This window comes from Acidobacteriota bacterium (assembly GCA_016196035.1).
Lineage (GTDB): Bacteria > Acidobacteriota > Blastocatellia > RBC074 > RBC074 > JACPYM01.
In genome coordinates, this window is the sequence record JACPYM010000005.1 from 19,868 (window position 1) to 45,915 (window position 26,048).

At 58.1% G+C, this 26,048-nt stretch carries 18 protein-coding genes and 1 pseudogene; 9 read left to right on the forward strand and 10 right to left on the reverse strand.

The window, feature by feature from the left end; translation table 11 throughout:
- Positions 1–167 precede the first annotated feature (167 nt).
- From HY011_01580 to HY011_01605, 6 genes and pseudogenes are all read left to right on the forward strand, one after another.
- Positions 168–980: an SCO family protein gene (locus HY011_01580; protein ID MBI3421606.1), complete on the forward strand. Its 813-nt coding sequence runs from the start codon at positions 168–170 to the stop codon at positions 978–980.
- 46 nt (positions 981–1,026) lie between these two features.
- Complete coding sequence (gene coxB, locus HY011_01585) at positions 1,027–2,106, forward strand: cytochrome c oxidase subunit II (GenBank protein ID MBI3421607.1); 1,080 nt, start codon at positions 1,027–1,029, stop codon at positions 2,104–2,106.
- A 146-nt stretch (positions 2,107–2,252) separates the two neighbouring features.
- A complete protein-coding gene (ctaD, locus tag HY011_01590) occupies positions 2,253–3,920 on the forward strand; it encodes a cytochrome c oxidase subunit I (GenBank protein MBI3421608.1) in 1,668 nt (555 codons plus the stop codon).
- Between the two features lie 185 nt (positions 3,921–4,105).
- Positions 4,106–4,750, forward strand: a pseudogene (locus HY011_01595) (cytochrome c oxidase subunit 3 family protein).
- A 36-nt stretch (positions 4,751–4,786) separates the two neighbouring features.
- The gene (locus HY011_01600; GenBank protein ID MBI3421609.1) at positions 4,787–5,155 is read left to right on the forward strand and encodes a cytochrome C oxidase subunit IV family protein; all 369 of its coding nucleotides are present in this window, start codon (positions 4,787–4,789) and stop codon (positions 5,153–5,155) included.
- Positions 5,156–5,601: 446 nt separating this feature from the next.
- On the forward strand, positions 5,602–6,954 hold the full coding sequence (locus tag HY011_01605; protein MBI3421610.1) for a DUF2029 domain-containing protein: 1,353 nt from the start codon (positions 5,602–5,604) through the stop codon (positions 6,952–6,954).
- A gap of 13 nt (positions 6,955–6,967) precedes the next feature.
- On the opposite strand, the gene HY011_01610 is transcribed toward HY011_01605, so the two are convergent.
- From HY011_01610 to HY011_01630, 5 genes are all read right to left on the reverse strand, one after another.
- A complete protein-coding gene (locus HY011_01610; protein MBI3421611.1) occupies positions 6,968–7,594 on the reverse strand; it encodes a biotin attachment protein in 627 nt (208 codons plus the stop codon).
- Positions 7,524–9,047 (reverse strand): acetyl-CoA carboxylase biotin carboxylase subunit, encoded by a 1,524-nt coding sequence (accC, locus tag HY011_01615; protein ID MBI3421612.1) that lies wholly within the window; start codon positions 9,045–9,047, stop codon positions 7,524–7,526. The genes HY011_01610 and accC overlap by 71 nt, the downstream gene beginning before the upstream one ends.
- A gap of 200 nt (positions 9,048–9,247) precedes the next feature.
- Entirely contained in the window at positions 9,248–9,547 is a 300-nt protein-coding gene (locus tag HY011_01620; protein ID MBI3421613.1) for a hypothetical protein, read from the reverse strand.
- 134 nt (positions 9,548–9,681) lie between these two features.
- The gene (locus HY011_01625; protein ID MBI3421614.1) at positions 9,682–10,443 is read right to left on the reverse strand and encodes a hypothetical protein; all 762 of its coding nucleotides are present in this window, start codon (positions 10,441–10,443) and stop codon (positions 9,682–9,684) included.
- Positions 10,444–10,712: 269 nt separating this feature from the next.
- Positions 10,713–11,405, reverse strand: coding sequence for a CDP-alcohol phosphatidyltransferase family protein (locus HY011_01630; GenBank protein ID MBI3421615.1), 693 nt, complete (start codon positions 11,403–11,405; stop codon positions 10,713–10,715).
- Positions 11,406–11,729: 324 nt separating this feature from the next.
- Here HY011_01630 and HY011_01635 point away from each other — a divergent pair, with 324 nt between their 5' ends.
- Positions 11,730–12,644 (forward strand): TlpA family protein disulfide reductase, encoded by a 915-nt coding sequence (locus tag HY011_01635; protein ID MBI3421616.1) that lies wholly within the window; start codon positions 11,730–11,732, stop codon positions 12,642–12,644.
- Positions 12,645–12,742: 98 nt separating this feature from the next.
- Here HY011_01635 and HY011_01640 read toward each other — a convergent pair whose 3' ends face one another.
- Positions 12,743–14,896 carry a VCBS repeat-containing protein gene (locus HY011_01640; protein ID MBI3421617.1) on the reverse strand — a complete coding sequence of 718 codons (2,154 nt, stop codon included), beginning with the start codon at positions 14,894–14,896 and terminating at the stop codon, positions 12,743–12,745.
- Positions 14,897–15,409: 513 nt separating this feature from the next.
- Here HY011_01640 and HY011_01645 point away from each other — a divergent pair.
- Positions 15,410–16,060 carry a sigma-70 family RNA polymerase sigma factor gene (locus tag HY011_01645; GenBank protein ID MBI3421618.1) on the forward strand — a complete coding sequence of 217 codons (651 nt, stop codon included), beginning with the start codon at positions 15,410–15,412 and terminating at the stop codon, positions 16,058–16,060.
- Positions 16,041–19,442, forward strand: coding sequence for a protein kinase (locus HY011_01650; protein MBI3421619.1), 3,402 nt, complete (start codon positions 16,041–16,043; stop codon positions 19,440–19,442). The genes HY011_01645 and HY011_01650 overlap by 20 nt, the downstream gene beginning before the upstream one ends.
- Before the next feature lie 1,209 nt (positions 19,443–20,651).
- On the opposite strand, the gene HY011_01655 is transcribed toward HY011_01650, so the two are convergent.
- From HY011_01655 to HY011_01670, 4 genes are all read right to left on the reverse strand, one after another.
- A complete protein-coding gene (locus HY011_01655; GenBank protein MBI3421620.1) occupies positions 20,652–22,715 on the reverse strand; it encodes a polysaccharide biosynthesis protein in 2,064 nt (687 codons plus the stop codon).
- Between the two features lie 183 nt (positions 22,716–22,898).
- A complete protein-coding gene (locus HY011_01660; protein MBI3421621.1) occupies positions 22,899–23,567 on the reverse strand; it encodes a sugar transferase in 669 nt (222 codons plus the stop codon).
- A 302-nt stretch (positions 23,568–23,869) separates the two neighbouring features.
- Positions 23,870–25,066: a DegT/DnrJ/EryC1/StrS aminotransferase family protein gene (locus HY011_01665; GenBank protein MBI3421622.1), complete on the reverse strand. Its 1,197-nt coding sequence runs from the start codon at positions 25,064–25,066 to the stop codon at positions 23,870–23,872.
- A 184-nt stretch (positions 25,067–25,250) separates the two neighbouring features.
- Positions 25,251–25,985, reverse strand: a complete 735-nt coding sequence (locus tag HY011_01670) for a DUF1080 domain-containing protein (GenBank protein ID MBI3421623.1) — start codon at positions 25,983–25,985, stop codon at positions 25,251–25,253.
- Positions 25,986–26,048 lie beyond the last annotated feature (63 nt).

A 26,048-nucleotide genomic window follows, 5' to 3' on the forward strand; every position in this document is an offset into this window, starting at 1 on the left:
GCAGTATGAAAACCAAAATAGGACTTGCGCAGAGCACGAGCGAGATTGCCACAGAGGCACAGAAGCACAGAGCTTTATTACAAGTCTGGTGGGGTTCTCTGTTTTTCTCCGTGTCTCCGTGCCTCTGTGGCAAACCCTTGCGTAAGTCCTACAAAAGATCATTGTGGATGGTGCGCAGCCTCCTGCTTTCGCTCTTTGTAAATGGAATCGTTTGGGCGCAACCGGCGGGCGTGCGACCGCCGATGTTGCGCGATGTCGGCATTGACCAGTTGCTTAATAACCAGGTGCCGCTCGACCTGGAGTTTGTGGACGAAACCGGCAAGGCGGTGAAACTGAAAGACTATTTCACCGACAAGCCGGTGCTGCTGACCTTGGTTTATTACGATTGCCCGCAGTTGTGCAATCAGGTGCTCAACGGCGCGACAGGCGCATTGAAGACGCTGCCGATGACGCCGGGCAAAGATTTTATATGGCTGACGGTCAGTTTCGATCCGCGCGAGCAACCCGAACTGGCGGCGGCCAAGAAAGATAGCTATTTGCAACGCCTGGGTAAAAAAGAAGCTGCGGCGGGCTGGCATTTTCTGACCGGTAGTGAACCGGCGATTAAAGCGCTGGCGCAAGCGGTCGGCTTCCGTTTCTTGTGGGATCCGGCGAAAAAGCAATATGCGCACGCCAGCGGCATTATGGTGCTGACGCCTGAAGGCAAGGTTTCGCGCTATTTTTATGGGATCGAATTTGCGCCGCGCGATTTGCGCCTGGGTTTCGTGGACGCTTCGCAGGGCAAGGTCGGATCGCTGGCCGACCAGATCATCATGTACTGTTACCAGTACGACCCTGAGTCCGGCACCTACAGTCTGGTGTTGATGCGGGTCTTGCGCATCTTCGCCAGTCTGACCTTGCTCACGTTAGTCGCATTATTTTTTTATCTGCGCCGGAAGACGAAACAGAAAGAGGCGCAATGGGCACAAGCAGCGCACTGAGCGTTGCGACAGTAGTATTTCAAACCTAACGGACATTATGAATCCAGTGGCGTTACTTCAAGTGCAGTTAATTCCCGATCAGGCTTCGACCTTTGCGGTTGAGGTAGACCTGTTTTACATCGCGTTGTGGCTGCTGACCATTGTCTTCTCAATTGGAGTGGCGGCGGCGGCGGCCTATTTGATGCACAAATACAAACGGCAGCGCACGGATCAGATCGGGGTGAACGTGCACGGCGCCATGATTCTGGAAGTTACCTGGACGGTGATCCCGTTCATCATGGCCATGGGCATTTTCCTGTGGGGCGCGAAACTTTACTACGAGATGTACAAAGACCCGCGCGATGCGATGGAGATTTATGTCACCGCCAAACAGTGGATGTTTCGCGCGCAGCATCCCGATGGCCGCCGCGAAATCAACGAATTGCACATCCCGATGGGCCGCCGCATCAAGCTGACGATGACGAGCGAAGATGTCTTGCACGCCTATTTCATCCCGGCCTTTCGTACCAAGGCCGACATCGTGCCGGGCCGTTACACCTCGACCTGGTTCGAGGCGACCAAGCCGGGCAGTTATCATCTGTTTTGTGCGGAGTATTGCGGCACGCAGCATTCCGGTATGGTCGGTACGGTTTACGTAATGGAACCCGCCGAGTATCAAGCCTGGCTGGCGGATGGCAGCGGCAATATCGCTCCCGCCGAAGTGGGCAAAAAAATCTTTGCCACGATGGGCTGCAACACCTGCCACAAAGAAGACAACAGCGGACGCGGCCCCTCGCTCTTGGGCGTTTATGGCAGCCAGGTCAAGTTGACCAGCGGGCAAGCGGTTTTGGCGGATGACGCGTATGTGCGCGAATCCATTCTGCGCCCGCACGTGAAAATCGTGGCGGGGTATCCTTTGATGATGAGCACTTATCAAGGTCAGTTGACCGAAGAACAAATTGTGCAGGTCATCGCCTATCTGAAATCTATCGGGAAACAGGAAGCCAATGCGGCTGGGGCTGCGGCTCCGGCTGCTCCCGCGACAGGCGCGCCAGCACTGGCTGCTCCGGCAGCGGGTGCGCCTGTGCCACCGGCTGGGGCGGCTGCGAAACCTGTGACCAGACCGGCGACCAAACCGGCCAACTAAGCTTGGTCAAGCGGATTGATTCGGGCACTTATGTGGCCTGAGTTTGTATAGTCATTATTTCTTTCAAGCGGATTTGTGCGCTGAACGTGGCAGCCTGAAGAAGAGGCCGCCGCCGCCGCGCTGAAGCACTACAAAAGGGCATTGCTATGGAAATCGCCGCAAACATTGGGCCTGTAAACGCGGAAGCCGAAGAGCGTGTGACATATCTGAACGTCGACCATACGGTTAAATCCTGGTTGTTGACGCTGGATCACAAACGCATCGGTCTGCTCTATCTATTCGGTATTTCGTTTTTCTTCATGATCGGCGGCATCTACGCCAGCATCATCCGGTTGGAATTGATCACCCCGAAGGGCGATTTGTTGACGGCAGAGACCTATAACCGTGTCTTCACCATGCACGGGGTCATCATGATCTTCTTCTTCTTGATCCCGTCCATTCCGGCGACGCTGGGGAACTTTCTGTTGCCGCTGATGCTGGGCGCCAAAGACGTGGCTTTCCCGCGCCTCAATCTGATGAGTTGGTATATCTACATGATCGGCGGCGCGCTGATGATGTACACGCTGATCAATGGCGGCATTGATACCGGCTGGACGTTCTATCCGCCCTACAGTTCGATCTATTCAAACAGTCAGGTCACGCTGGCGGGCGTTTCGATTTTTATCACCGGGTTCTCGTCCATTCTGACGGGGCTGAATTTCATGGTGACGATCCACACGATGCGCGCGCCAGGGCTGACCTGGTTCCGCTTGCCGCTGTTTGTGTGGGCGCATTATGCAACCAGCTTGATCCAGATTCTGGGCACGCCGGTCATCGCCATCACAGTGCTGGCGCTGGCGTTTGAACGCACCTTACAGATTGGCATTTTCGATCCGAAGCTCGGCGGCGATCCGGTTTTGTTCCAGCACATGTTCTGGTTCTATTCGCACCCGGCGGTTTACATCATGGTGTTGCCGGGCATGGGCGTGATCAGCGAGATCATCGCCAGCATGTGCCGCAAGCCGATTTTCGGTTATCACTTCGTCGCCTTCTCGTCGTTGGCGATTGCGGTGTTCGGCTTCCTGGTCTGGGGGCATCACATGTTCACCAGCAGCCAGTCCATGTATGCCGGGATGGTTTTCTCGCTTATCACTTACGCCGTGGCGATTCCGTCGGCCATCAAAACCTTCAACTGGACGGCGACCATCTACAAAGGTTCGGTCTCGTATGACACGCCGATGATCTATGCCCTAGGGTTTCTGGGCTTGTTTACCGTCGGTGGCATGACGGGTTTGTTCCTGGCGGCCATGGGCTTGGATGTGCATTTGCACGATACCTACTTCGTCGTGGCGCACTTCCATTACGTGATGGTAGGCGGTCAGGTCATCGCCTATTTGGGTGGCTTGCATTTCTGGTGGCCGAAGATCACGGGCCGGATGTATCCCGAAGTTTGGGGGCGTATCTCGGCAGTTATCGTTTTTCTGGGGTTCAACCTGACTTTCTTCCCGCAATTCGTGCTGGGCTATTTGGGCATGCCGCGCCGCTATCACGCCTACTCGCCCGAATTTCAGGTGATGCATATTCTCTCGAGCGCGGGGGCTTCGATCCTGGCGGTAGGATTTTTGATGCCGCTGGTTTACCTATCCTGGTCAATCAAGTACGGCGAAAAAGTGGGCGACAATCCCTGGGGGGCCTGCGGGTTGGAATGGGAGACTTCTTCGCCGCCGCCGCCTGAGAATTTCACCTATACGCCCGTGGTCGAACACGAAGCGTATTCCTTCGAGCACGTCAAAGCGATCAAGGAAGCAGGGAACAAAGTTATCGTTTCGGCTTAACTGACGTGCGTTGTACAGCAGGCTGCCAGCCTGCTGCGGCCACCGGCGCTAGTTTTTATCGGTTGCCAGGGCGCACACGTTCCAAGCTGCAGCAGGCTGGCAGCCTGCCATACATTTTCTCAAGGAGAATCACCTTGTCTGAACACGCAGCACACGTACCCGGACTGCAACATCATTTCGCCACGATGGAGCAGCAGAAAGAGGCGGGCACCATCTGAATGTGGGTCTTCCTGCTGACCGAATTGATGTTCTTTGGCGGCCTGTTTCTGGCGTATACCATCTTTCGGGCCACCTATCCGGAAGGGTTTCTATTCGGCAGCCACCTGCTCAACGTCCCGCTGGGCGGCACGAATACGGTCGTGCTGATCGTCAGCAGCTTGACGATGGCGATGGCCGTTTACTATTCGCAACTCGGCGATAAAAACAAAGTCGTGTTTTTTCTGGTCATCACGTTAATCCTGGGCTGCACGTTTTTAGGGATCAAGTATGTCGAATACAGCGCGAAGTTCGAGGATCATCTCTTCCCGGCGCTGACCTGGTATCACCCGCCGACCGAAGGTCCGCACGGCATACCGCTCGAATTGCAGCAGCAGGTGCGGGTGTTTCTCTGGATTTATTTCATGATGACCGGGCTGCACGCCTTGCACATGATCGTCGGGGCGGGGATTCTGATTACCTTGATTGTGATGGCCCAGCGCGGGCGTTTCAGCAAAGAGTACAACATTCCCATCGAGATCAGCGGCTTGTATTGGCACTTCGTTGACATCGTCTGGATTTTCCTGTTCCCGCTGCTCTATCTGACCGGCTTTCACGTCGGCGGGGGACACTAATCAGGCCACTAACCAATTGAGGCTGGCAGAAAGTTTATGGCAGAGCATAGTTCCGCACATTCATCCGAACATCATCTGGTACCGCTCAAATATTACTTTGGCGTATTTGCGCTGTTGATGGCGCTGACCGCGCTGACGGTTTTTGTGGCGAGTTTCGACTTAGAGAAAGTCTGGGGGCCGCTCAACGTCATCGTCGCGATGACCATCGCCGTCATCAAGGCCACCGCCGTTGTGATGATCTTTATGCACGTGCGCTGGAGTTCCAAGCTGACGCAACTCATCATCATCTCAGGCATTTTTTGGCTGGTGATTTTGCTGGTGCTGACCTTTACCGATTATTCGGTGCGCATCAAGCACGGCTGGCCGACGCCGCTGGGGCAGGTGGAAAAGACGGCGCAGCGTTAGCGCACCTTTGCAAGCAAAGTAAAAGCCCGCCGATGAATTTCATCGGCGGGCTTTTCTATTTGGTGTTTGTGAGCATGTTCGCTGCCGCGCCAGCAAAACAAAGCCGGAAATAACCCCGTCCGTCAGGGCGGGGATGCCTGAGCGAACAGACTGACTGCGAGCGGCGCAACGGGGCACCAGTTACATGGAAACCGTTGCAGCTCGAGCATTCTGCCGTCCGCGTCGCCCTGACGGGCGGTGTCATTTCCGGTCAAAGAAAACCAAATTGTGAGGGGGATTGGATGAACCGCATCTTCAATCAGCGGCGCGGAATTGTCAACGTTCCAGTTGCGCTCGGCAGAAGTGTCTTGCTTTAGCAAGTGTTTTTGCTAGACTGCGCGCGCTCGCCAGCACGGGCGTCCTGCCCGTTGCGCAATTTCGCCTGGTTGTAAGGAGTGGTGATGGAGATGAAACAGACAACCCACCTTAAATTTTCGCCCGCCTTGAAACGCTATCTGCTGCTCTTTGCGGTGTTCACGGCCATGTTGTCGGTCAAGCGCATTGTCACTTCAGTGACGACCTTTTGGATTTACAAGAAAGACATCCTCTCCGGCTATTTGCTCGCCAAAGCGATGGTCTCAGGCGTCAATCCGTATCTGCCGTTGACTGACTTGGCCAATCTCTGGCTGCCCGCACATAACATCACCGATTTGAATCATCCGACCCCGCATCCGTTTGCGATTGGCTGGCTCTGCTTGCCACTGGCCTGGTTGCCTTATGAGACGGCGGCGCGCGTCTGGTTGTTATTTGAGTTGTGTTGTTTGGGCATCGCCGTTGCGCTCTTTTTTCGCGCGCTGGAATTGAAGTTTCAATGGCGGCAATGGGCGCTGGCATGCTTTCTGGCGCTCGGTTGGGTACCGGTCTTGGACGACCTGTGGCTGGGTCAATTCAGCCTTTGCCTGCTGGCGTTGTTTATGGGCGCTTGGGTGGCGTTGCGCGAAAACAAAGATTGGCAAGGCGGCTTGCTGCTCGGATTATTGATGACCTTGAAACTGGCGGGTTGGCCGATTGTGCTGTTTCTGGCGCTGCGGCGCCGTTGGCGTAGCGTCTTCGCGGCAGGCGCTTGTTTCGTAGGGCTGCATCTGCTCGCCATTGCCGTCCACGGCTGGGCGCTGGTGCGGGATTACTATTTGAAGATCGGCCCGCAACTGAGTGCGCATTACCGACCGCACGACGCCAACTTTTCGGCCTGGACGATTGGAACGCGCTTGTTTACGGAATCTGGGCTGAACTTTGCCCTGACGCCGCTTTATTCCGCACCACTGCTGGCCAAAGCCGTCAATGTCCTGGTTCCGGTTGTGCTGTTGGCGCTGGCATTGTGGCTGGCGTGGCGGTTGGAAACACAGGCGCGCACGTTCGACGCGGCGTTTGCGCTGCTTTTGGGAGCGGGTTGCGTGCTCAATCCGATTGCCTGGACGCATTACCTGATGCTGACCGCGCCCGCGCTGGCATTGCTCATTCGCCGCTTGCACGAGTGGCGTTGGCCGCGCCGGCTGACTTACCAAGCGTTGTTTTGGGTTTGGCCTTTGTTACTCGCCGAATTGACGTATGTATCTTTGGCGTTGCGCTTTGCCAGCGGTGTCAACGCGGCGGGCAAAGCCATTGTCGGCCCCATGCCAGGTTTGCTGACATTGATTCCCTTGGCGGCATTGTTGGGCTTGCTGTGGTGGTTTGCGCGGTTGCACTTGCAGCCGCAGCCAGCAGAAGCCTTGCATTGGCAGGAGGGGACTGCGCCGGAGAACGCGGTCACGGCGAACTGAAAAGGTCTGACGGCTATTCGACAATCACCAACACCTCGCCAGCATTGACGGTTTGGCCTTCGCTCACACGCAGTTCCGTTACTTTGCCAGTTTTCGGCGACTGCACTTCGTTCTGCATCTTCATCGCTTCGACCACCAGCAAGCCTTGTTCGGCGGCGACCTCCTCGCCCACAGCACAGAGCACGCGGACGACTTTGCCCGGCATCGGGGCCATGAGCGTGGCCTTTCCGCCCGCCGTCGCCGCGCCTGTCTGACCGCGCAAATGTTTTTTGTCGTGTACGGCGATAGGGAAATGTTGGCCGTTGACGACGACTTCGGTCTGGCCGTTTGGCAATTCGTCGAGCACGCAGTTATAGACGCGCTGGTTGAGAATGATCGTGAACAGGCCCGGCTCCGGCGTCGCGATTTGCGCCGCGTAGTTTTGCTGGTCGAATGAAAGCCGCGCTGTGCCGTCGCTGGCGCTGAATTCTGCGTCGAGTGTTTGCCCGCCGATAGCGATTGCAAGTTTCACGTTGAGTCCTCGGAAAAAAAGCACGGCAGGCTGCCAGCCTGCTGATTGACGAAGGCCGTTAACGATTGTTGAGCGCGGCGGCCCGGCCCGCCTGCTTCCAGCGACTTGCCTGCTGATTGGAATTGCCATTGCCCGTCGCTGGCTTACGTGCTCGTTGCGTGAAATTGAATGCTGCCGCCAAGGCTGCCGCAATCTGTTCGTTATTCAGCGAAGCTGTTTCATCTGCCGTCGGCAATTTGTTTCGCTCCAAAAAACGCGCGATGTAGCCGGTGTCGATCTCACCTTTTTTGAACTCTTCGTCTTCCAACACGGCGCGGAAAAAGGGAATCGTCGTGCGAATGCCGCCGATGTGATACTCGCCCAGCGCGCGCTGCATCCGCGCAATCGCCTCGGCCCGCGTCGCCCCCCAGGTCGCCAGCTTCGAGATCATCGGGTCGTAGTAAATCGGCACTTCCCAGCCTTCATAAACGCCGCTGTCGTCGCGCACGCCGGGGCCGCTGGGTATCCGCAAGCGCGTGATGCGACCGGGCGAGGGCAGGAAGTTCTTGGCGGGGTCTTCGGCATAGACGCGACATTCCAGCGCCGAACCCGTCCAGCGCACGTCTTCCTGCCGCAGGCCCAAGCGTTCACCGGCGGCGATGCGGATTTGTTCGCGCACCAGGTCAACACCCGTGACCAATTCGGTCACCGGATGCTCGACCTGCAAGCGTGTGTTCATTTCCAGGAAGTAAAAATTTTTGTGCGCGTCCACCAGAAACTCGACCGTGCCGACGCTGTAATAGTTGGCCGCGCGCGCAATCTCGACCGCCGCCGCGCCCATCCGCGCGCGCAACTCGGCATCGTTGAATGAAGCCGGGCATTCTTCGATGACTTTTTGATGGCGGCGTTGGATCGAGCATTCGCGTTCGCCCAGGTGAATGACGTTGCCGTGGCGGTCGGCGGCGATTTGAATTTCGATGTGGCGCGGCTTTTCGATGAATTTCTCGACGTAAACCGCCGGATCGCCAAACGCGGATTGCGCCTCGGACGAAGCCATCTGAAAAGCGGCATTCATCTCGTCAGCGGCGCGTACCACGCGCATGCCTTTGCCACCGCCACCCGCCGCCGCTTTCAGCATCACCGGGTACCCGACTTCGCCTGCCACACGGCGCGCTTCAGCGGCACTGGTGAGTTTGTCAGTGGTGCCGGGCACAATCGGCGCACCGGCGCGCAGGGCGGCTTCGCGCGCGTTGATCTTGTCGCCCATCAGTTCGATGGTCGCAGGCGCGGGGCCGATGAAGGTGATACCCGCATCTTCGACAGCGCGCGCAAACCATTCGCGTTCGGACAAAAAGCCATAGCCGGGATGGATGCCTTCCGCGCCTGCTTGCTTGGCGGCGTCAATCACGCGCTCGCCAACCAGATAGCTTTCTGCCGAAGGGGCCGCACCAATGAAATAGGCTTCATCGGCCAGCCGCACATGCAGCGCGTGGCGATCCGCTTCGGAATAGACGGCGACGGGCGAGATGCCCATATCGCGACACGCGCGGATCAACCGCACGGCAATCTCTCCACGATTGGCAATTAGGATTTTGCGAAACATAGAAGAAGTAGTCAGTAGTCAGTAGTCAGTAGTCAGTAGTCAGTAGTCGGTAGTCAGTAGTCGGTAGTCAGTAGTCGGTAGTCGGTGGTCGGTAGTCGGTAGTTAGAAATCAGCCGAGAGATGCGGCATAAAGCTTCTTGTGGATCCAAAGCTACTGACTACTGACTACTGACTACTGACTACTGACTACTGACTACTCACTACTCAATCATCGAACTGCCTGGACTGCGCGGGTCATAGCGCACGGTGATGGACGCGCCGGGCACGTATTTGTGTTGGCGTTCCATTTGCTCGTCATTGAGCCGGTAGGAGGTTTCGTATTGCACGTTGGCGAGGCTGTAGTGAAAAAAGATCGTCAGCCCGCCATCCAGTTCCGGCAGCGTTTCCACTACGCGGCCCTCAGTGATACGGCCAAATTGGCGTAGCCAGACTTGGTATTCGGCTTCCAGATCGCGTCCGCGCATGCGTGCGATCAGCCTTTTCAGAAAACTGGTTCGCATGGAAATTCCGGCTTCGTGATATGGGCAACGGAGCGTGCAGTAGTAGAAACGATTGGCCCCAGACACGCCATGCCGGTTGAGCCGCGTCTGAGGCCAAAACTGCTGCCTAAACTTCTCGGAAACGGGCTGCGCAACTAGCGGCGCGGCTTCTTTTCAGGGATGAGCAAACTCGCGGGCAATTCCGCTTCGGCCGGTTTGTCCACCACGACGCCGTCAATCATCAGGATGTCGTCACTCGTGCCGAATTCGCCATCCGGCCCAGCCGAGGTCAGCGTGTAACTGCTGAACGCGGAAACCCCACGTGCCGAGGCAATCGTGCCGAACGGCGCATATTTGAATTGCTGTTCCCAATAATCCGCTTGCGGCGCGGTATTGGTGCCCAACCGCACCAAGTCAGTGCCTTCGCGCGGGAAGGTACCGTATTCGTAGTAGTAATGCTGCAAAGCCTGCGCGTGTTCATACATCAGTGCGCGCGTGGCCGCCGCGTGGCGAATGCGTTCGCGTTCAATGGTGTCCGGGATGCCGTTGAGGCCCGCAGCGCTGAACGCCACAAACAAAACGCAAGCCAGCCCCAGCGAAAGTTGCGCCGTGCGCAGTCCGCCATATTCGACAGGTTTTTCCTTGGCTAGGCGCAGCGCGCGCCAGGCGGCGCGGATGCCAAACAGTGAGAGCGGTACAACAGCGGCGGAAACGAAAAAGGCCAGCCGTGACATGTCCCACGCAAAAATGCGGTAATACGGCAGATGATTATCCGCGTTCAGCAAATCTTTGGTGAACTTGTAACCGTCGCCTAGGAAGGTGACCAAAAGCGCGCGGCCCACTTTCATATTGTTGGCGAAGAGCCAAACCGCCAAAAAGCCAACGACGATCAAGCAGACCAACCCAATGGCCAGCATAGCCGGGCCTAGTTTGGGCAAAATAATGTCAGGTTTCGCCAGCGGTTCGCCGACCGGGCGCGCACCACAATGAAGGCATTCGAGTGCGGCCAAGTCATGCGGATTGCCGCAGCACGGGCAAGGTAAGGAATTGGTTTGAAGAGCGTGAGCAGATGAAGAAAGAGCAGAGCGAGATTGTTCGTGCATAATTTGAATGTCTTATCAATTCAAGCAAGCGCCATCAATTTCTGGGGGAATTTGAACACGCGACAAGCAATAAGACCGGGGCATTAAATTGGATCAGGTCCAAGCCGCAACCGCTGACCTTCTGACTTCTCCTGTTTTTCAGCGGTCTTGATCGGGCTGGGCTGCGTGACCTTTTTCAAGGGTGTATTCGTATCCCGCAACTCAACCCAGGTGTGATAGAGCCGATGGCAAAATGTCCAAAACGACAACACCGCCATCAGCCAGATGGTCGGTTCCAGCTTTGCCAGCAGGGAACCGAGGATGAGCAGCACCACGCGTTCGGGGCGCCGCAAAAATCCCACATCGCATTTCGGAATCAGCGATTCGGCGCGCGCGCTGGTGTAACTCACCATCACCGAACCGATCAGCGCCACGCCCGTGAGCAACACATAAAGCGCACTCTGCGGCGTTCCCAAACGCGTGTAGTAAAACATAATGCCCAGAAAGACGCCCATATCCGAGATGCGATCCAGACTGGAATCCAGAAACGCGCCGAATTTGGTAGTGCGGCCCATCAGCCGCGCCACGCGCCCATCGAGCATGTCAAAGAGATTGGCCAGAATCATCACCAGGCCGGCCTGCCAAAATTGGCCGAAGGCATAGTGAATCGCTGCCCAGACATTGATGCCCAACCCGATCAGCGAGAGCAAGTTGGGATTCGGATTGAGACGCGCCAGCATGCGCACGATGCCGTTCAGCACCCGTTGGCACGCTTCGCCGATATATCCGCCAACCATAGCTTAGATAACTCCTGCTAACCGCTTGAGGCTGGTTCCCGTGCTGTTACCATCTCTTTTCCGCAACGCCTGGTCAGCCCTGTTTGGCAGGCGCAATTGCTGCGGTTGAGTGGTGCGTTGTTGCTTCCGCTCCGGAATTCTTCACGTCCTGCGTGAGTCGCTTTGTGCATGGGAATCTCAAGGGCCGCATCATAGGGTTGGCTCTTGGCGAAGTCAAGAAAGCCTAGATTTGACGGCGATTTCGCGCGGCTATTCTTCCAGCGCACGCTGGACTAGAATCCCCGCCTGGCGCTTTTCCCGAACCCTCTCTGACCAAGGAATGACATGAAAAGAAACATCCTGCCTCTTTTGGTTTTTCTGTTGCTGACCGCTGCGGCCCAAGCGCAAACGGGCGCACTGACGCGCACTGTCCGTTTGAAACTGTCAGCCGGCGACCTCGCCAGTGGTGCGCACGCGGCGGAAGATTACAAGCTGAAAACCGGCGTGGATGCTGAATACCTCGATGCCGTCGGCTGGCTCGCGCGTGGTGCTGAGATGCTGCGGCAATATGACGCCGCCGCCCAATACGTCGCGGAACTGCGCCGCGAAATCAAGGAGGAGAAAAGCGAACTGCTCGCCCCACTCGGCGCGGCCATCGAAGTCGAAGGCCGCCTGTTGGCCGTCCACAAAGGACGCCAGGCCGCGAAGGAGTTTTGGGAGAAAGAATTTGCCGTTGCCAAGAACATCGGATTACGCGCGCGCCTCCGCAAAAACATCAACCTGCTTTTTCTGACAGGCCAGCCCGCGCCCGAACTCAACCCCACCGATTTCGCCGGGCCGCAGCCGCCCACTCTGGCCAGCCTGAAAGGCAAACCCGTCTTGCTGTTTCTGTGGGCGCACTGGTGCGGCGATTGCCGCGCGCAGGCCGCCGCGTTGAGCCGGGTTTATCAAAAATACGAAGCACAGGGCCTGGTGCTGCTCGCGCCAACGCGCTTTTACGGCACGGGTGCACAAGACAAGTCGGCCACCCCTGCCGAAGAGAAAGCGCACCTCGCCAAAGTCTGGGCCGAAAGTTACACCGGGTTAGAAGGCGTGCCGATTCCTATCGAAACCGAAATGATGGTGCGTTATGGCGTCGCGGCAACGCCGACATTTGTGTTGATTGATCGCAAAGGAATCGTGCGGCTATACGCGCCGACGCGTTTGTCCGAGGCCGAGCTTGCGCGGCAGATCGAAGCCATATTAAAGACCTCTCCCTGAATACGGACAGGCTTGGCGTGTGAGAGCTTGGCGGCGTAAGCCAAGACTTATGCCTGTCCTACGCCGCAACCCCTTTCTGCCCACACTGGCGAACGATCCTATTGAGGATGGCAGGCCAGCAGTGGCGTATCGCCCGCCTGCCCGTGCTGATGGACGCGGATGTCCTGATTGCCGCTCAGCCGCACATACCATGTGCCTTCGGGTTCACGCCAGACGGCCAAGTCTGTGCGGCCATCGCCATCGTAATCGCCCGGCACCGGCACATCGCCAACCCGCGCCGCGCCCCAGGCGGTGATTTGATACTTGCCATCCACGCTGCGCAACACGTACCAATTGCCTTCGCCGCCGCGCCAGACCGCGAGGTTGGTTTTGCCATCGCCGTCGTAATCACCCGGCACCGGCACATCCGTCGCGTTGCCCCACGCTTGCACCAGCGCGCTGCCATCAGATGAGCGCCGGATGTACCAGGTGCCGGTGCCGCGCCGGTAAACCGCCAAATCAGTTTTGCCGTCGCCATCGTAATCACCCGCCACCGGCACATCAAAATATGGTGCGTCGCCCGCGCCCCATTGCAGCGTCAGCCGTTGACCGCCACTGCCCTGAATTAGCCACATACCGCGCGCCGCTTGCCACACGGCGAAATCGGTCTTGCCATCGCCATCGTAATCGCCCGGCACCGGCTCGTCTTTGCCCGTGCCGAGCGCTTGCGTGATGACCGCGCCGGTGGCTGAACCCCGGACATAAAACGTCCCGTTACCGCGCCGGTAAACCGCCTGATCCGCCTTGCCATCGCCATCGTAATCGCCCGGCGCGAGCACGTCGTTATATGGCGCGTACTGTGCGCCCCACGGCGTTAGAGCAAGCCGGTCATTCGTGCTGGCGAGTACCAGCCAGTCGCTCTGTTGCCCGCGCCAGACAGCGAAATCGGTCTGGCGGTCGCCGTCAAAATCACCCGGCACCGCTGGCCTGGCCGCATTGCTGGTGGGTAATGCTGAACCGCCGCCGCAAACCACCGTTGCAACGGGCGCATCTTCAATCGCCGGACTGCCGTTCTGGTTGAGCGGCACGCTGACTTTGAATTCCCGCCGCGTGACGTTCCCGGCGGCATCCTGCACGCGCAGCCGCACGGAATAGACGCGCCCATTGCCGCCGCCCGCACGTTCGGCGCGTAATTGCACAGCTTTGCAATCCGGCGCAATCACGATGTCGTTGGCAGTATCGCCATCACCCAGGCCATTGTCCGGCTCGTCGCTGGTGACTTGTTCGATCACCACCTGGCCGGGGTTCAAGCTGGCGCAACTGTCGCTGACGCTTTGCACCATCTGCGCCGTGGTGACGGTGGTGTATTTGTGGTTGGGCGGCCAGAGGCTGAGGGCGGGTTTGAGTGTGAGCGTCGGCGCGGTGTTATCCACAACCGTGACGGTCGCCGCGCATTGACTGGACGCGCCGTTGCTGTCGGTCACGGTCAGCATCACGTTCGTCGTGCCGAGCGGATAAGGGCCAGCGGGCGTTTGCGTGATGGTGATGCCATCACCGTCAGGATCGTAGGAGCCATTGTTGATGGAAGCAGCGGCGGTACAGTTGACTCCGGCTGCGACGGTCACGTTTTGGCAGCTTGCCATGGGCGCTTGGTTTGCCCCAGGCTTGCACTTGCCCGCGCTGCCCGCGTTGTAGATGGCTTGGATTTCTAAAGCAGAAAGGGCGCGGTTATAGATTTCGACTTCGTCTATAAGCCCGCCAAAAGTTAAGTATGAGTTACCGCTGGGATCACAAAAACCTCCAATACAGAAATGATGGTTGTCAGTCCAAGCAGGGTTTGTATTGGTTCCGGAAGCTTCCAGTGTTCCATCAACATACAGGCGTTGTGTCGTACCATCAAAAGTGGCCGCGATAAAATGCCACGCTCCATCATTGATGTTTGAAGTGGAGATCAGTTGCACAGCGTCTGCTGCTAAGGTTGCGCAATCTGGACTACACACAGTTAAATCGACTTTTCTTGGGTCAAATTCGTTCGTTCTTAGCGCCCAAGAACCACCCAATGACCAATTTTTTGCGATGATCGCTTTATTGCCCACCGTAGAGGTAGTTCGAATCCATGCATCCAGTGTAAAACCTCCATTTAGGCCATCCAAGATATCACCAAATTGGACGTAATCGTCCACCCCATCCAGAGCAAATGCCTGCGCCACCCTACCCGGCGCAAACGTCGCCCCATTTTGCAGCGTGCCATGATTGCCATTTGCTATATCCATGGCATTTCCATCTCCCGTCCACCAACTGACCATGCCTGACGGAGCAGGCACGCAAGGAGTCTGGAGATTTGAAGCCGGAGTAGTGCGTTTGACACTCGCCTCATTTAGTACCACTCCACGGCTAGCCGCAGCCTGTTCTCTTCCCATGCCACTGAGCACCAGCAGGGCTGCCACTGCCAGTAAAGTTATGAACTTCATCATCGTTCGCCTCCTTTGACGAGTTGCTGGCTCTTCTCAAAGAGCTATTCGGTTATTCGGATGAACCTGTTATTGCCAGCGGCTGACGGCGATGCTAGATTGCCGACCTCTTCAAAAGTCAGACAATTCATTACACTGCCGCCCGCCGTTTTTTGGCATCACTGGCTTAATGCGCAAAGCGAGGCTGGCATGGTGGTAGCCGGAAAAAAAATATTTTCAGCCTTGAGCGCGCCAGCAAGCCAAACGTGGTTGCCGGAGCGGTTTGTCCGCAGCTTGTCTTTCAACCGATCCCACAAAAAGGAGGCCAAAACCTTTATGTCCACCCAGGAAAATGACGCGCCTGAGCGCAAAGAATTCGTGCCCGAACAGGAAAACCAGCAGCCTGGCGAAGTGACGCGCCTGCTGTTGAAATGGCAAGCCGGCGATACCGAGGCTTTCAATCAATTGACAGCCATCGTGGGCGGCGAATTGCGGCGGCGGGCGCATCACTATCTGCGCCGCGAACGCGCCGGTCACACCCTGCAGACGACGGCGCTGGTTGATGACGTCTGGCTGCGCTTGGGCGGCGGTAAAGAAGATTTGCATTGGCAAAACCGCGCGCACTTTTACGCCATCGCCGCCGATGTAATGCGGCGCATCCTGGTCGAAGCAGCGCGCCGGCGCAAAAGTCAAAAACGCGGCGGCGGCCTGACACAGACTCCGCTTGAAGAGGGGCTGACCGTGACCGTCGAGCTTGATCTTGATTTGCTGGCGCTCGACGAAGCTTTGGCATGGTTGAAGCAGCGTTCAGAGCGCAAGTATCAGGTTGTGGTGCTGCGCTTTTTCGCCGGGCTGACCAACGAAGAAATCGCCGCTGTGCTGAAGATTTCCCCCCTTGCCGTCAGGAGCGATTGGGAGACGGCGAAACGCTGGCTGTTTGGCAGGTTGAATGGGAAGGAGGCCGTCAATGGAGCAAAAGCGTTTTGACGAAATTGACGAAAGGCTGGCAGCCGCCTTGCAAATCGAGCCTGAAGCGCGCGCCGCTTTCCTGCGACAGGTTTGCGCCGGCGATGACGAATTGCGCCGCGCAGTTGAATTTCTGCTCAGCCAGGGCGGGCCGTCTGAAAAGCTTGAAGTTACCGCCGTCGCTTACCTGGCCGAAGTGCTGGCCGGACAGGCGGGCGCAGTTACAACGGGTCAGCGCATCAACCACTACACCATCAAAGCGTGCATTGGGCGCGGCGGGATGGGTGAGGTCTGGCGCGCTTGGGACGAGAAGCTCGAACGCGACGTGGCGCTCAAGCTGTTGCCGCTGGAATTTGCCGCCGACCCGGAGCGGGTAGTGCGCTTCCGGCAGGAGGCGCTCACCATCTCGGCGCTCAACCACGCGAACATCGTGGCGATTTACGACTCCGGTCAGGTGACAGAGCAGTTCGGCGAGTTGCATTTCATCGTGACTGAATTGGTTGAAGGGGAGACGCTGCGCGCGCAACTCAAACAGTCAGCCCTGGACTGGCGCAAGGTTGTGCCGCTGGCTACGCAGATGGCCGAGGCGCTCCACGCCGCGCACACCGTGGGCATCATTCACCGCGACATCAAGCCCGAAAACATCATGATGCAAGCCGACGGTCGCTTGAAGGTGCTCGATTTCGGCATTGCAAAACTAAGGGATGAGGGCGGAGGGATGAGGGATGAAAGCGGCCGTCCGCTTCATCCTTCATCCTTCATCCCTCATCCTTCACTCACCGCAGCGGGCGCGATGCTGGGCACGCTCAAATACATGTCGCCCGAACAGGCGCGCGGCGAGGTGCTGGAGGTGCAGACGGACATCTTCTCGTTGGGCTTGGTGCTTTACGAAATGCTTGCGGGGCGGCATCCCTACAGCGGCAAATCCGGCGCGGAACTTAGCGAAGCTTTGCAGAGCGCTGATGAAATTCCGCCGTTGAGTGCGTTGAACGCTGCGCTGCCAGCGGCGCTTGAACGCAGCGTGACGCGGGCGCTCAAGAAGCGGCGCGCGGAACGTTACGAGTCGGCGGGCGAGTTGCTGGCCGATCTGAAGGAATTGAAGTCGCTGATCGAGGTCGGGCGCGACGCGCAGCAAGAGCAGTTGCTCAAGGCGCAAAATGCCGATCAATTGTTGACGCGGTATGTGGTCTTTCACGAGGCTGACCGTCAGACGCGCATTCCGCTTGGCAGCTTGTGGAGCATCTGGCGCTTTGCCAGCTTGAAGCGCGGCAGGTTGGAGCGCGAACTGATCCGCAAGAGCTTCTTCAGTGGATTGCTGGGAGCAGGCTGGCGGATGCTGTTGATAGCGGCGGTGACGATGCTGGTGGCGGCGTGGTTGTCGGTGACTGATGTTTGGGAAGAGCGGGTGTTGCGCGACGGACACACGGCGGCAGTGCGGCGCGCGGTCTTTTCGCCGGATGGCAAGCTGCTCGTTTCGGTCAGCGAAGACAAGCAGGTGATCGTGTGGGATTTTGAGAAGCGCGAACGGCTGGCGACACTGAACGAACACAAGGCCGAAGTGGTCAGTGTCGCTTTTGCGCCGGATGGCAAACGATTTGCCACGCAGAGCCGCGACGGCGTGGTGATCGTGTGGGACACGGCGCGGCGCGCGAAGATCGCGGAATGGCGTGATTCTCAGGAATCGCCCCTTGATGGCTTGGCTTTCTCGCCCGATGGTCGGCTGCTGGCTTATTCGGTGTACGACGGCAATGCCAACACATACAACACGCGGTTGCGGGAAACCGTGCGCTGGGAGCAAGTCAGCGAACTGCGCGATGCTAGTGGCCGCAGCTTTATCTTTTCCCACAACAGTCGGCAACTGATGCCAGCAGGTGAATGGAAAATCTTTGATCCGGCGACTGGCCGACAGTTGGCTGGCGCGCGCTCTGACGGCGGAAACTGGATCGCTCTCTCGCCGGATGCGGCGCGGCTTGCGAAGATCAATTCAGCAGGCGAAGTTTCGGTGTATCAACTGACGCGCCCCGGCGACCTGACGCGAACGAAGCTGTTGCACCGCGAACGCGCGCACGACGATCACGGGCGCACTGTTGAGTTCTCGCCGGACGGACGCTTGATTGCTTCGGGCGCAGAGCACGTCGTGCTGTGGAATGCGGTGACGCTGAAACGGGAAGCGGTGCTGGAACACACCTCCATCGTTTGGAGTGTGGCCTTTGCGCCGGACGGGCGCTGGCTGGTTTCGACGCACGGCGACGGTTCGATCCTGGTCTGGGATTTGGTCACGCGCACACGCGCGGCAAATTTCAATGAACACAGCGGCCCGGTGCGCGCCGTCGCCTTTGCCAGTGACGGCCAGCGCATTGCTTCGGCCAGCGAAGATCGTTCGATCATTATCTGGAACGCCGCAACCGCCCGCAAAGAAGCGGTGCTGGCCGGACACGAAGCGCGTATCAACGGCGTGGCCTTCGCGCCCGACGGCCAATCGCTCGCCGCCGCCGCGCAGGATCACACCCTCCGGCTCTGGGATGTGGCGCAACAGCAGCTTCGGTGGCAGGTAACGGATGTTGATCTTCCCGGTTATTGTGCCGCACTCTCGCCGGATGGGCGCTGGGTGGCGACGACGGTTGGCGTCTACGAACGCGCATCAGGCCGTCAAAGACTGGATTTAAGATCGTCGGATCCAAATCCGCGAGGGCAAATCTATGGCGCGGCGTTCTCCGCCGACGGGCGACGGCTCGCCTGCGTAACAGAAGGCGGCTGGCTGCTGATTTGGGAGGTCGCGACGTGGCAATTGCGCGCCCGGCAGCAAGTGCCCGCCACCCACCAGATCAGCGTCAGCTTTGCGCCCGACGGCCAAACTCTGGTCACGGGCGAAGACGAAGGCGCGCTGCGGCTCTGGCGCACCGAACCGCTCACGCAACTCGCCGTCATCGGCCAACATCAGGCGCGCATCAAGTCGGTTGCTTATGCGCCAGATGGCGAGACGGTCGCGTCAGCCAGCGATGACAAGACGCTGGCGTTATGGGATGTCACCCGCCGCCGCCTCATCACCCAAATCGGCACGCATACCGCGCCCGTGCTGGCGGTCGCCTTTGCGCCGGATGGCAAGCAGCTTGTCGCCGGTGGACACGACCGCACGGTGCGGCTTTATACGCGGCGGCGCTCGTTGTGGGGGTGGCGCGCGCCCACTGAATTGCTTAACTATCGAATCTTGCGATGGCGCATTGGCAAACCAGGTTACAGCCGCTCTGGCCGTTGCCCGCCGACCAGCAACGAACCCAGTCGCACTGCATTGCCGCTGCTTTTCGCGTTCTTCTCGCCCAACACGCGAATCGTCAGCTTGTGCTCGTTCATCCCTAGGCCGCCGGGGACGATGCGCGTTTGGATGTGCGCGGTCGTGTCGTAAGCGTCAATCCGGTTGAGCGGCGCGGGCGCGGGCTTGCCGTCAATCAGGCACTCGAACGTGCCGCCATCTGGGCCGACGCGATAGCTCAGACCCACCACAGAACCTTCAAAGTAAATGTCCAGCTGGGCGTTGGCTCGGTCGCTGCTGAGCAGCAGGGAAGGGAGCGCGCGGTCGTTATTGGCTTCGTTGCGCCAGGCGGGATCATGTTTGAATTCGGTGATGGCTTTGAGTTCGCCGTAATTCATCTCGTCACTGACGAGCGGATTGGGCAGCACTTTTAGCAGCGGTGACGGCGCGAGTTTGGCTTGTTCTTCCAGGAAAGCCGTGATGAGGTTGGCATAGGCTTTATGCCCTTCATCACTCGTCCACGACGCATCACGGCCAGCGAGGCCCGGCCAGAGAGCGTTGGCTTTGAGCGTACCCGCTTCGATCTGTTTCCAGATGTCGTTTTGCAGGTTGAGCGTCGGCACCTGGTAATGCGCGGCGATGGCGTCGAGCCAGGTGGTGCGGGCGGCGCGTTTGGGATTCGTCGTCTGCAACAGCACGATTTGCGGCGGCGAAGGCACGATCAGCAGTTGGCGCAACATGCCTTCCAACGTCTTTTTGACGCTCTCTTCCGCTTCAGGCGGATCGTTGGCTTCGGGGACGGCAAACTCGATAAACACCAGATCGGGTTTATACGCGATCACATCGCGCCGCACGCGCATAACGCCGTAAGAGATGCCGGTGCCAGCGACGCCCGCGTTCAATTCATTGATCTGCGCTTCTTTGAAATTTTGCCGCAGCCAATTGGTGACTTGCGAGCGGTAGCTGACTTTATTGGCTTCTGCCGCCGTCAGCGAACCGCCAAGATACGCGACGGTGATGGCTTTGCCCGCGCGCATTTTATTGAAAAAGATGCCGATGTTGCGCGGCGGCAGTGGCTGGGTTGAGCCGTTGATGACACGGATGGTGCCTGGCGTTGAAGTGGAGATTTGTACCTGCGCCAAGGCCGGTGATGCCAAAAGAAAGGCCAGCCGACCCCGCGAACTGGGCCACGGCTGGCCTATGAGCATGATGAGAAGGAGTAAAACCAACGCACCCAGGAGCGTGCGTCGTATGGACAGGAAATTGTTTGTGGTCGTCATCGGTTGGTTACCTGCGTCGGTTGTGCGTCACAAAGCCCTTGTGTATGCGCCCGGCTAGCGGCCACCGATTACCGACTCAATGTCAGTGGCCGGAAGCGAGCGCGTATTTCGGTTTGGCATCCTGCTGCATAGGCTTCCAATGTTGGGAGCGGAAGCCGATGCCCATCGCCGTAAAGATGCGATAGATTTCTTCTTCGTCGCCTAACTCAGAGGCCAACACCAAACACCGGACCCATTCGTCCAAGCGCTGGAAATCATACTGCAAGGGCGGTGCCACGAAAATCTTTTCGTGCAAAGTCGCCTGCGTGCCTTCTTCGGCGATCAGCAATTCCTCTTTCAATTTCTCGCCGGGACGCAGGCCCGTGAATTCAATGTCAACGTCTTCGCCCAGCGTCAGCCCCGACAGTCGAATCATATCCTGCGCCAAGTCTAACATCTTGACCGGCTCGCCCATATCCAGCACGAAAATCTCGCCGCATTTGCCCAGCGTGCCTGCTTGCACGATCAGTTGAGCGGCTTCGGGAATGGTCATGAAATAACGTTCGATTTCGGGGTGCGTGATGGTGAGGGGGCCGCCATTTTTGAGCTGTTCGCGGAAGATCGGCACGACGCTGCCGCGCGAACCGAGCACGTTGCCGAAACGCACGCACGAATAATGGCGTCCGCCATTGAGCCAGAGCGCCTGCTTTTGAAAGAGCAATTCGGCCACGCGCTTGGTTGCGCCCATGATGTTGGTCGGATTGACCGCTTTGTCCGAAGACACCAGCACACAGCGCTGCACGTTGAATTCCGCGCAAACTTCCAGCAGGCGCTGGGCACCCGTGATGTTGTTGTAGACGGCTTCGGCGACGTTGTGTTCCATCAGCGGCACGTGTTTGTGCGCGGCAGCGTGGAAGACGACTTGCGGCAGGTGTTTGCCAAAAACGTTTTGCAAACGATGCGCGCTGCGCAAATCGCAGATCACCGGGACAACTTCCGTGGTGTGGTTGGCATTCAGTTCCAGCGCGGCGTGCAATTCGCGCTCGGCCTCAAAGACCGAGTTCTCGTCTTTGTCGAGCACGATGATCGAAGCCGGTTTGAGAATGCTCAACTGGCGGCACAGTTCGCGTCCGATTGATCCGCCCGCGCCGGTTACCAAGATGCGGCGTCCGCTGTAACTGCTCTGGCTGGCTTCCAGCCAGGCTTCCACATCAATCGCATCGCGGCCCAAAAGGTCTTCGATTTCGACCGGACGCACGTTGCTGATGGTGACGTGATTGCCGATGATTTCGTACAGGCCAGGAATGATGCGCACCGGTACACTGACTGATTCGCAAAGTTCCAGCACGCGGCGGATGGTTTTGCGGTTGGTGTTGGCGATGGTGATGATGACCTGGTCTACCTGCATCACGTCGGCCAAGCGCGGCAGGTCTTCTGTCTTGCCGAGGACTTTGACGCCTTGAATGATGGTGTTGCTTTTGGCGGTGTCGTCATCCACAAAGCCGCAGACGCGCAAGCCCAAATCGGGGCGGCGGGTGATTTCGCGTGCCGCCATCACCCCGGCATCGCCCGCGCCCACCAGCAAGGCGCGTTGATGCAAGGTCGCGCGCCGCGTCGTCGCGCGCGAGGCGTTTTCGCAGGCGACGCGCCAGAACAAACGCACGCCGAGCATACCGCCTGTCGCCAAAATGAAATCAATGACGATGGTGCCAATCGGCACGGTGAGCAGCGGGTTGACATCCTCGAACAGCAATCGCAGCGCCAGCAGAATCGCCGAGACGACGCCCACGGCGCTGGCCAATTGCGAAGAGTCGTTGATGCTGACATAGCGCCAGACGCGCCGGTAAATCCCAATATAGAAGTTGACGAAGATGCGCGCGGCAATCACATACGGCAAGATGAACAGCAGCCGATGCGCGTCTTCGGCCGGCGGCCAGCCATCAAAGCGCAGCACGTGCGCCAGGACGAACGACCCTGCGGCCAGCGTGCCATCAATAGTCATTTGAACTTGCCGGCTCAAAATGTAATTCGAGACCCAGCGTTTTGGGACGCGGGCGACCAGGGCGTTGGCCAGCCGCTGCCACAAGGAAGGCGCGCTTTCAAGATGCTCTGGCCGGGCCGCTAATGCAGTGGGACGAAATTGCAGGATTTGTTTGTTCAGGCTCATTACAGTTCCAAAGCTTGTGTGTACGTGCCGCAGCAACGCTGTGTCGGCAGGTGAGGTGCTGAAAAGCGTAGGATGCAAGCTGCAACGAGGTTTTATTCACCGGGTGACCGGCGGGAAAAAAACGTCCGGCGTTTTCCCAAGTTCCCGCGGCCACCGGTGAAAGCTAATTACAGTTCTAAAATATCAACTCAAAATATCTCTCACGGTTTGTGCCATGACGCCGAAATCCGTCAGCCAGTTCGCGCGTTGCGCATACGCCAGATCGGCGCGAATTTTGGCGGGCATGACTTCGGTCAGATAAAACTGTTCGGGGTCGGACTGTTGCGCTAACAGTTCGCTCTCCGACTTAAAGGCTAACGATGCGGGGCTGGTGATACCCGGCGTCAGGAGCAGAATGGCGCGTTCCTGCTCGCTGTACTGCGCCACATAATGTGGCACTTCGGGGCGCGGCCCCACCAAGGTCATTTCACCCAGCAGCACATTGATGAGTTGGGGCAATTCATCGAATTTATAGCGCCGCAAAAACTGGCCGCAGTGCGTGATGCGCCGATCCTCGCCCACCGTTAATTGGGTGCCGCGTTGGTCTGCATCCGCCACCATCGTGCGGAATTTGAAGATGCGGAACGGCTGCCCGCGCCGCCCGCTGCGCACCTGCCGAAAGAAGACCGGCCCCGTTGAATTGAGCTTGATCCAGAGCGCGATTAAGCCAAAGAACGGTGACAGCACCAGCAGCGCCGGCAGCGCCAGCGTCAGATCGCAGGTGCGTTTGATGATGCGCTGTGCCGCCGCTTGTTGAGGGAAAGCAACGGGCGCAACGAGTCGGAGATTCGTTTCGGCTCTAGTGGTCACCATTGAAATTGTACGCGCCTAGCTTGCTTGGGTAATTGGCTCATCCACACCGAAAACCGCAAATGGTGGAACGGCCTGGGCCGTGATGGTCGGGGTTACGGCAATGAAAGATGGAGTTGGACGGTCTATGAAGGAGGAGGATGAAAGCCAGCTCGCGGGGGCTTTCTCCGGCCATCCATTCGGGGGCACCTCCCGAAGGAACGAACGCGTAATCGTGTGCGGTCTCGCGCCGCCTTAGAGATCAACGTTCAGCGATTTCGTTGCCTCGCACCAAATCTGCTGGAAGAATCTTCTTCCTCAAAAAACTACGCTGTTCTCGCACTGCTGGTCAGGCGCGCCGCTTGGGGCGCTTCCACCTGCAACAATTCGGTGACGGCGTTAATCACACGCTGCTGATCGGCTTCAGTCATACGTGTGTAAAGCGGCAAACTTACGGCACGTTCAAACGCTGCCTGGGCCGCCGGGAAAGCTGCGGGTTGCAACTGATACGTGTCGCGCCAGTACGGATGCAGGTGCAGCGGAATGAAATGGACGCTGCAACCAATGCCGCGTTCGGCCATGCGTTGAATGAATTCATCGCGTCGAAGCGGCGCGTCTTCGCGCAAACGAATTACATAAAGATGCCAGGCGTGCAGATCGCCGGCTGCGGCTTGGGGCGGCAACAACACGGGCAACGCCTCGAAGGCCGCATTGTATCGCTCAGCCAACGCTTGCCGCTGCGCCTGAAAGCGCCAGGCCTTTTTCAATTGTTGAATCCCGACCGCCGCCGCCAGATCGGACATGTTGTATTTGAAACCCGGCGCGACGACTTCGTAATGCCAACTCGGCTTGGTCGAAGTGTAGCGGTCGAATACATCGCGGCTGATGCCGTGCAAACGCATCGTGCGGCAACGGCGCGCAATTTCGGCATCGCGTGTGACGATCATCCCACCTTCACCCGTGGTGATCGTTTTGGTGGCGTAAAAGCTATAGACCGTCGCATCCGTCTCGTGCGCGCCGATCAGCTTGCCGCGATAACGTGTCGGCAAGGCGTGCGCGGCGTCTTCGATCACGTGCAACTTGTGCTGGCGCGCAAGCGCGATGATGGCGTCCATCTCGCAAGCAAGCCCGGCGAAATGCACCGGAATGATTGCTTTGGTGCGCGGCGTAATCGCCCGTTCGATTTGTGCGGGATCAAGATTGAAAGTCAGCGGATCAATGTCCACCAAGACGGGATGTGCGCCGAGATAGCGAATGACTTCGGCAGTGGCTGTGAACGTGTAAGTCGTCGTGATGACTTCATCGCCCGCGCCGACGCCCACGGCTTCGAGCGCCAGATGCAAGCCTGCTGTGGCGGAATTGACGGCGAGCGCTTGCGCCTCATCACCGATAAACTCAGCGAAGTCGGTTTCAAAACGTGCCGTTTTCGGCCCGGTCGTCAACCAACCGGAGCGCAAGGCTTCCACGACTTCAGTGATTTCTTCCTCGCCGATGTCCGGCAGGGCAAAAGGCAGAAAATCCATAACGCAAATTGCGCTGTCATTGCGCAGACTAAATAACTAAGGGGATGTCGGCTCGGCTTTACGGGGAAGCGGGAGTTTTTGATTATCTAGGAATGGGCACCAATGAATGTCACTGCGTCCGAATTGCAGGGGCATATAAACCATACTTGGCCGGGCGAAAGCAAGTGAATTGTTAGAAGCAATGCTACGGCAATTCGCGCACGCGAAGGTGTTTGAATTCGACCGGCGAGCCTTCCGCTTCCAGGCACAAATACCCTGTGCGCGGGTCAGCGCCAGTGCCCCCCGAAACCTCTTCGCCATTGACCCAAAGCCGCAGTTCGCCGTTGATGCCGCGCACATAATAGTGATTCCATTCGCCCACGCCTTTGCTGAGATTCTTGCGTGGGAAGCTGCGCGAACCGTTCGGCGAGAGCGGCGGGAAGGGTGTCAGTTTGGATTGACCCACCGCGAAGATGTCGCCGTGGGTGGTGAACCAATCGGCTTTCTTGCCGGATTGCTTTTCATATTGCGCCGTATAACCGTGATCGAGCATCTGCACCTCGATGCCGAATTTGGGCAGCGTATCGGGTTTCAAATCTTTCAACGCTTCGTCCGGCACCCACACGAAACAGCCCGAATTGCCTGCCACGCGCAGGTGCCGCCATTGCACGACCAATTCAAAGTTGGTGAATTTCTGTTGCGTGCGATAGACGCCAATCGGCTTGCCCGTACTCGTCAGCAAACCGTCCTTCCACGTCCAGGTGTCGGGCAGGTCATTGACGCGGGCGAAATCGCTCGCGCCCAGCGTGCGCCAGCCCGGCCCGGTGCCGTCAATGAAAGCGCGCGGCAGATTTTGCGGCTCTTGGCTGGCGCTGAAGCTCGTCAGCGCCAATATGGCAAAAAGACAGACGGGAATTATCACCAGGTTTTGTTTCAGCATGGATTCCTCTCTCAGTTGAGCCACTCGCGTCGGATCATGAAGGCGGCGCGCGCGGCTGCGCCG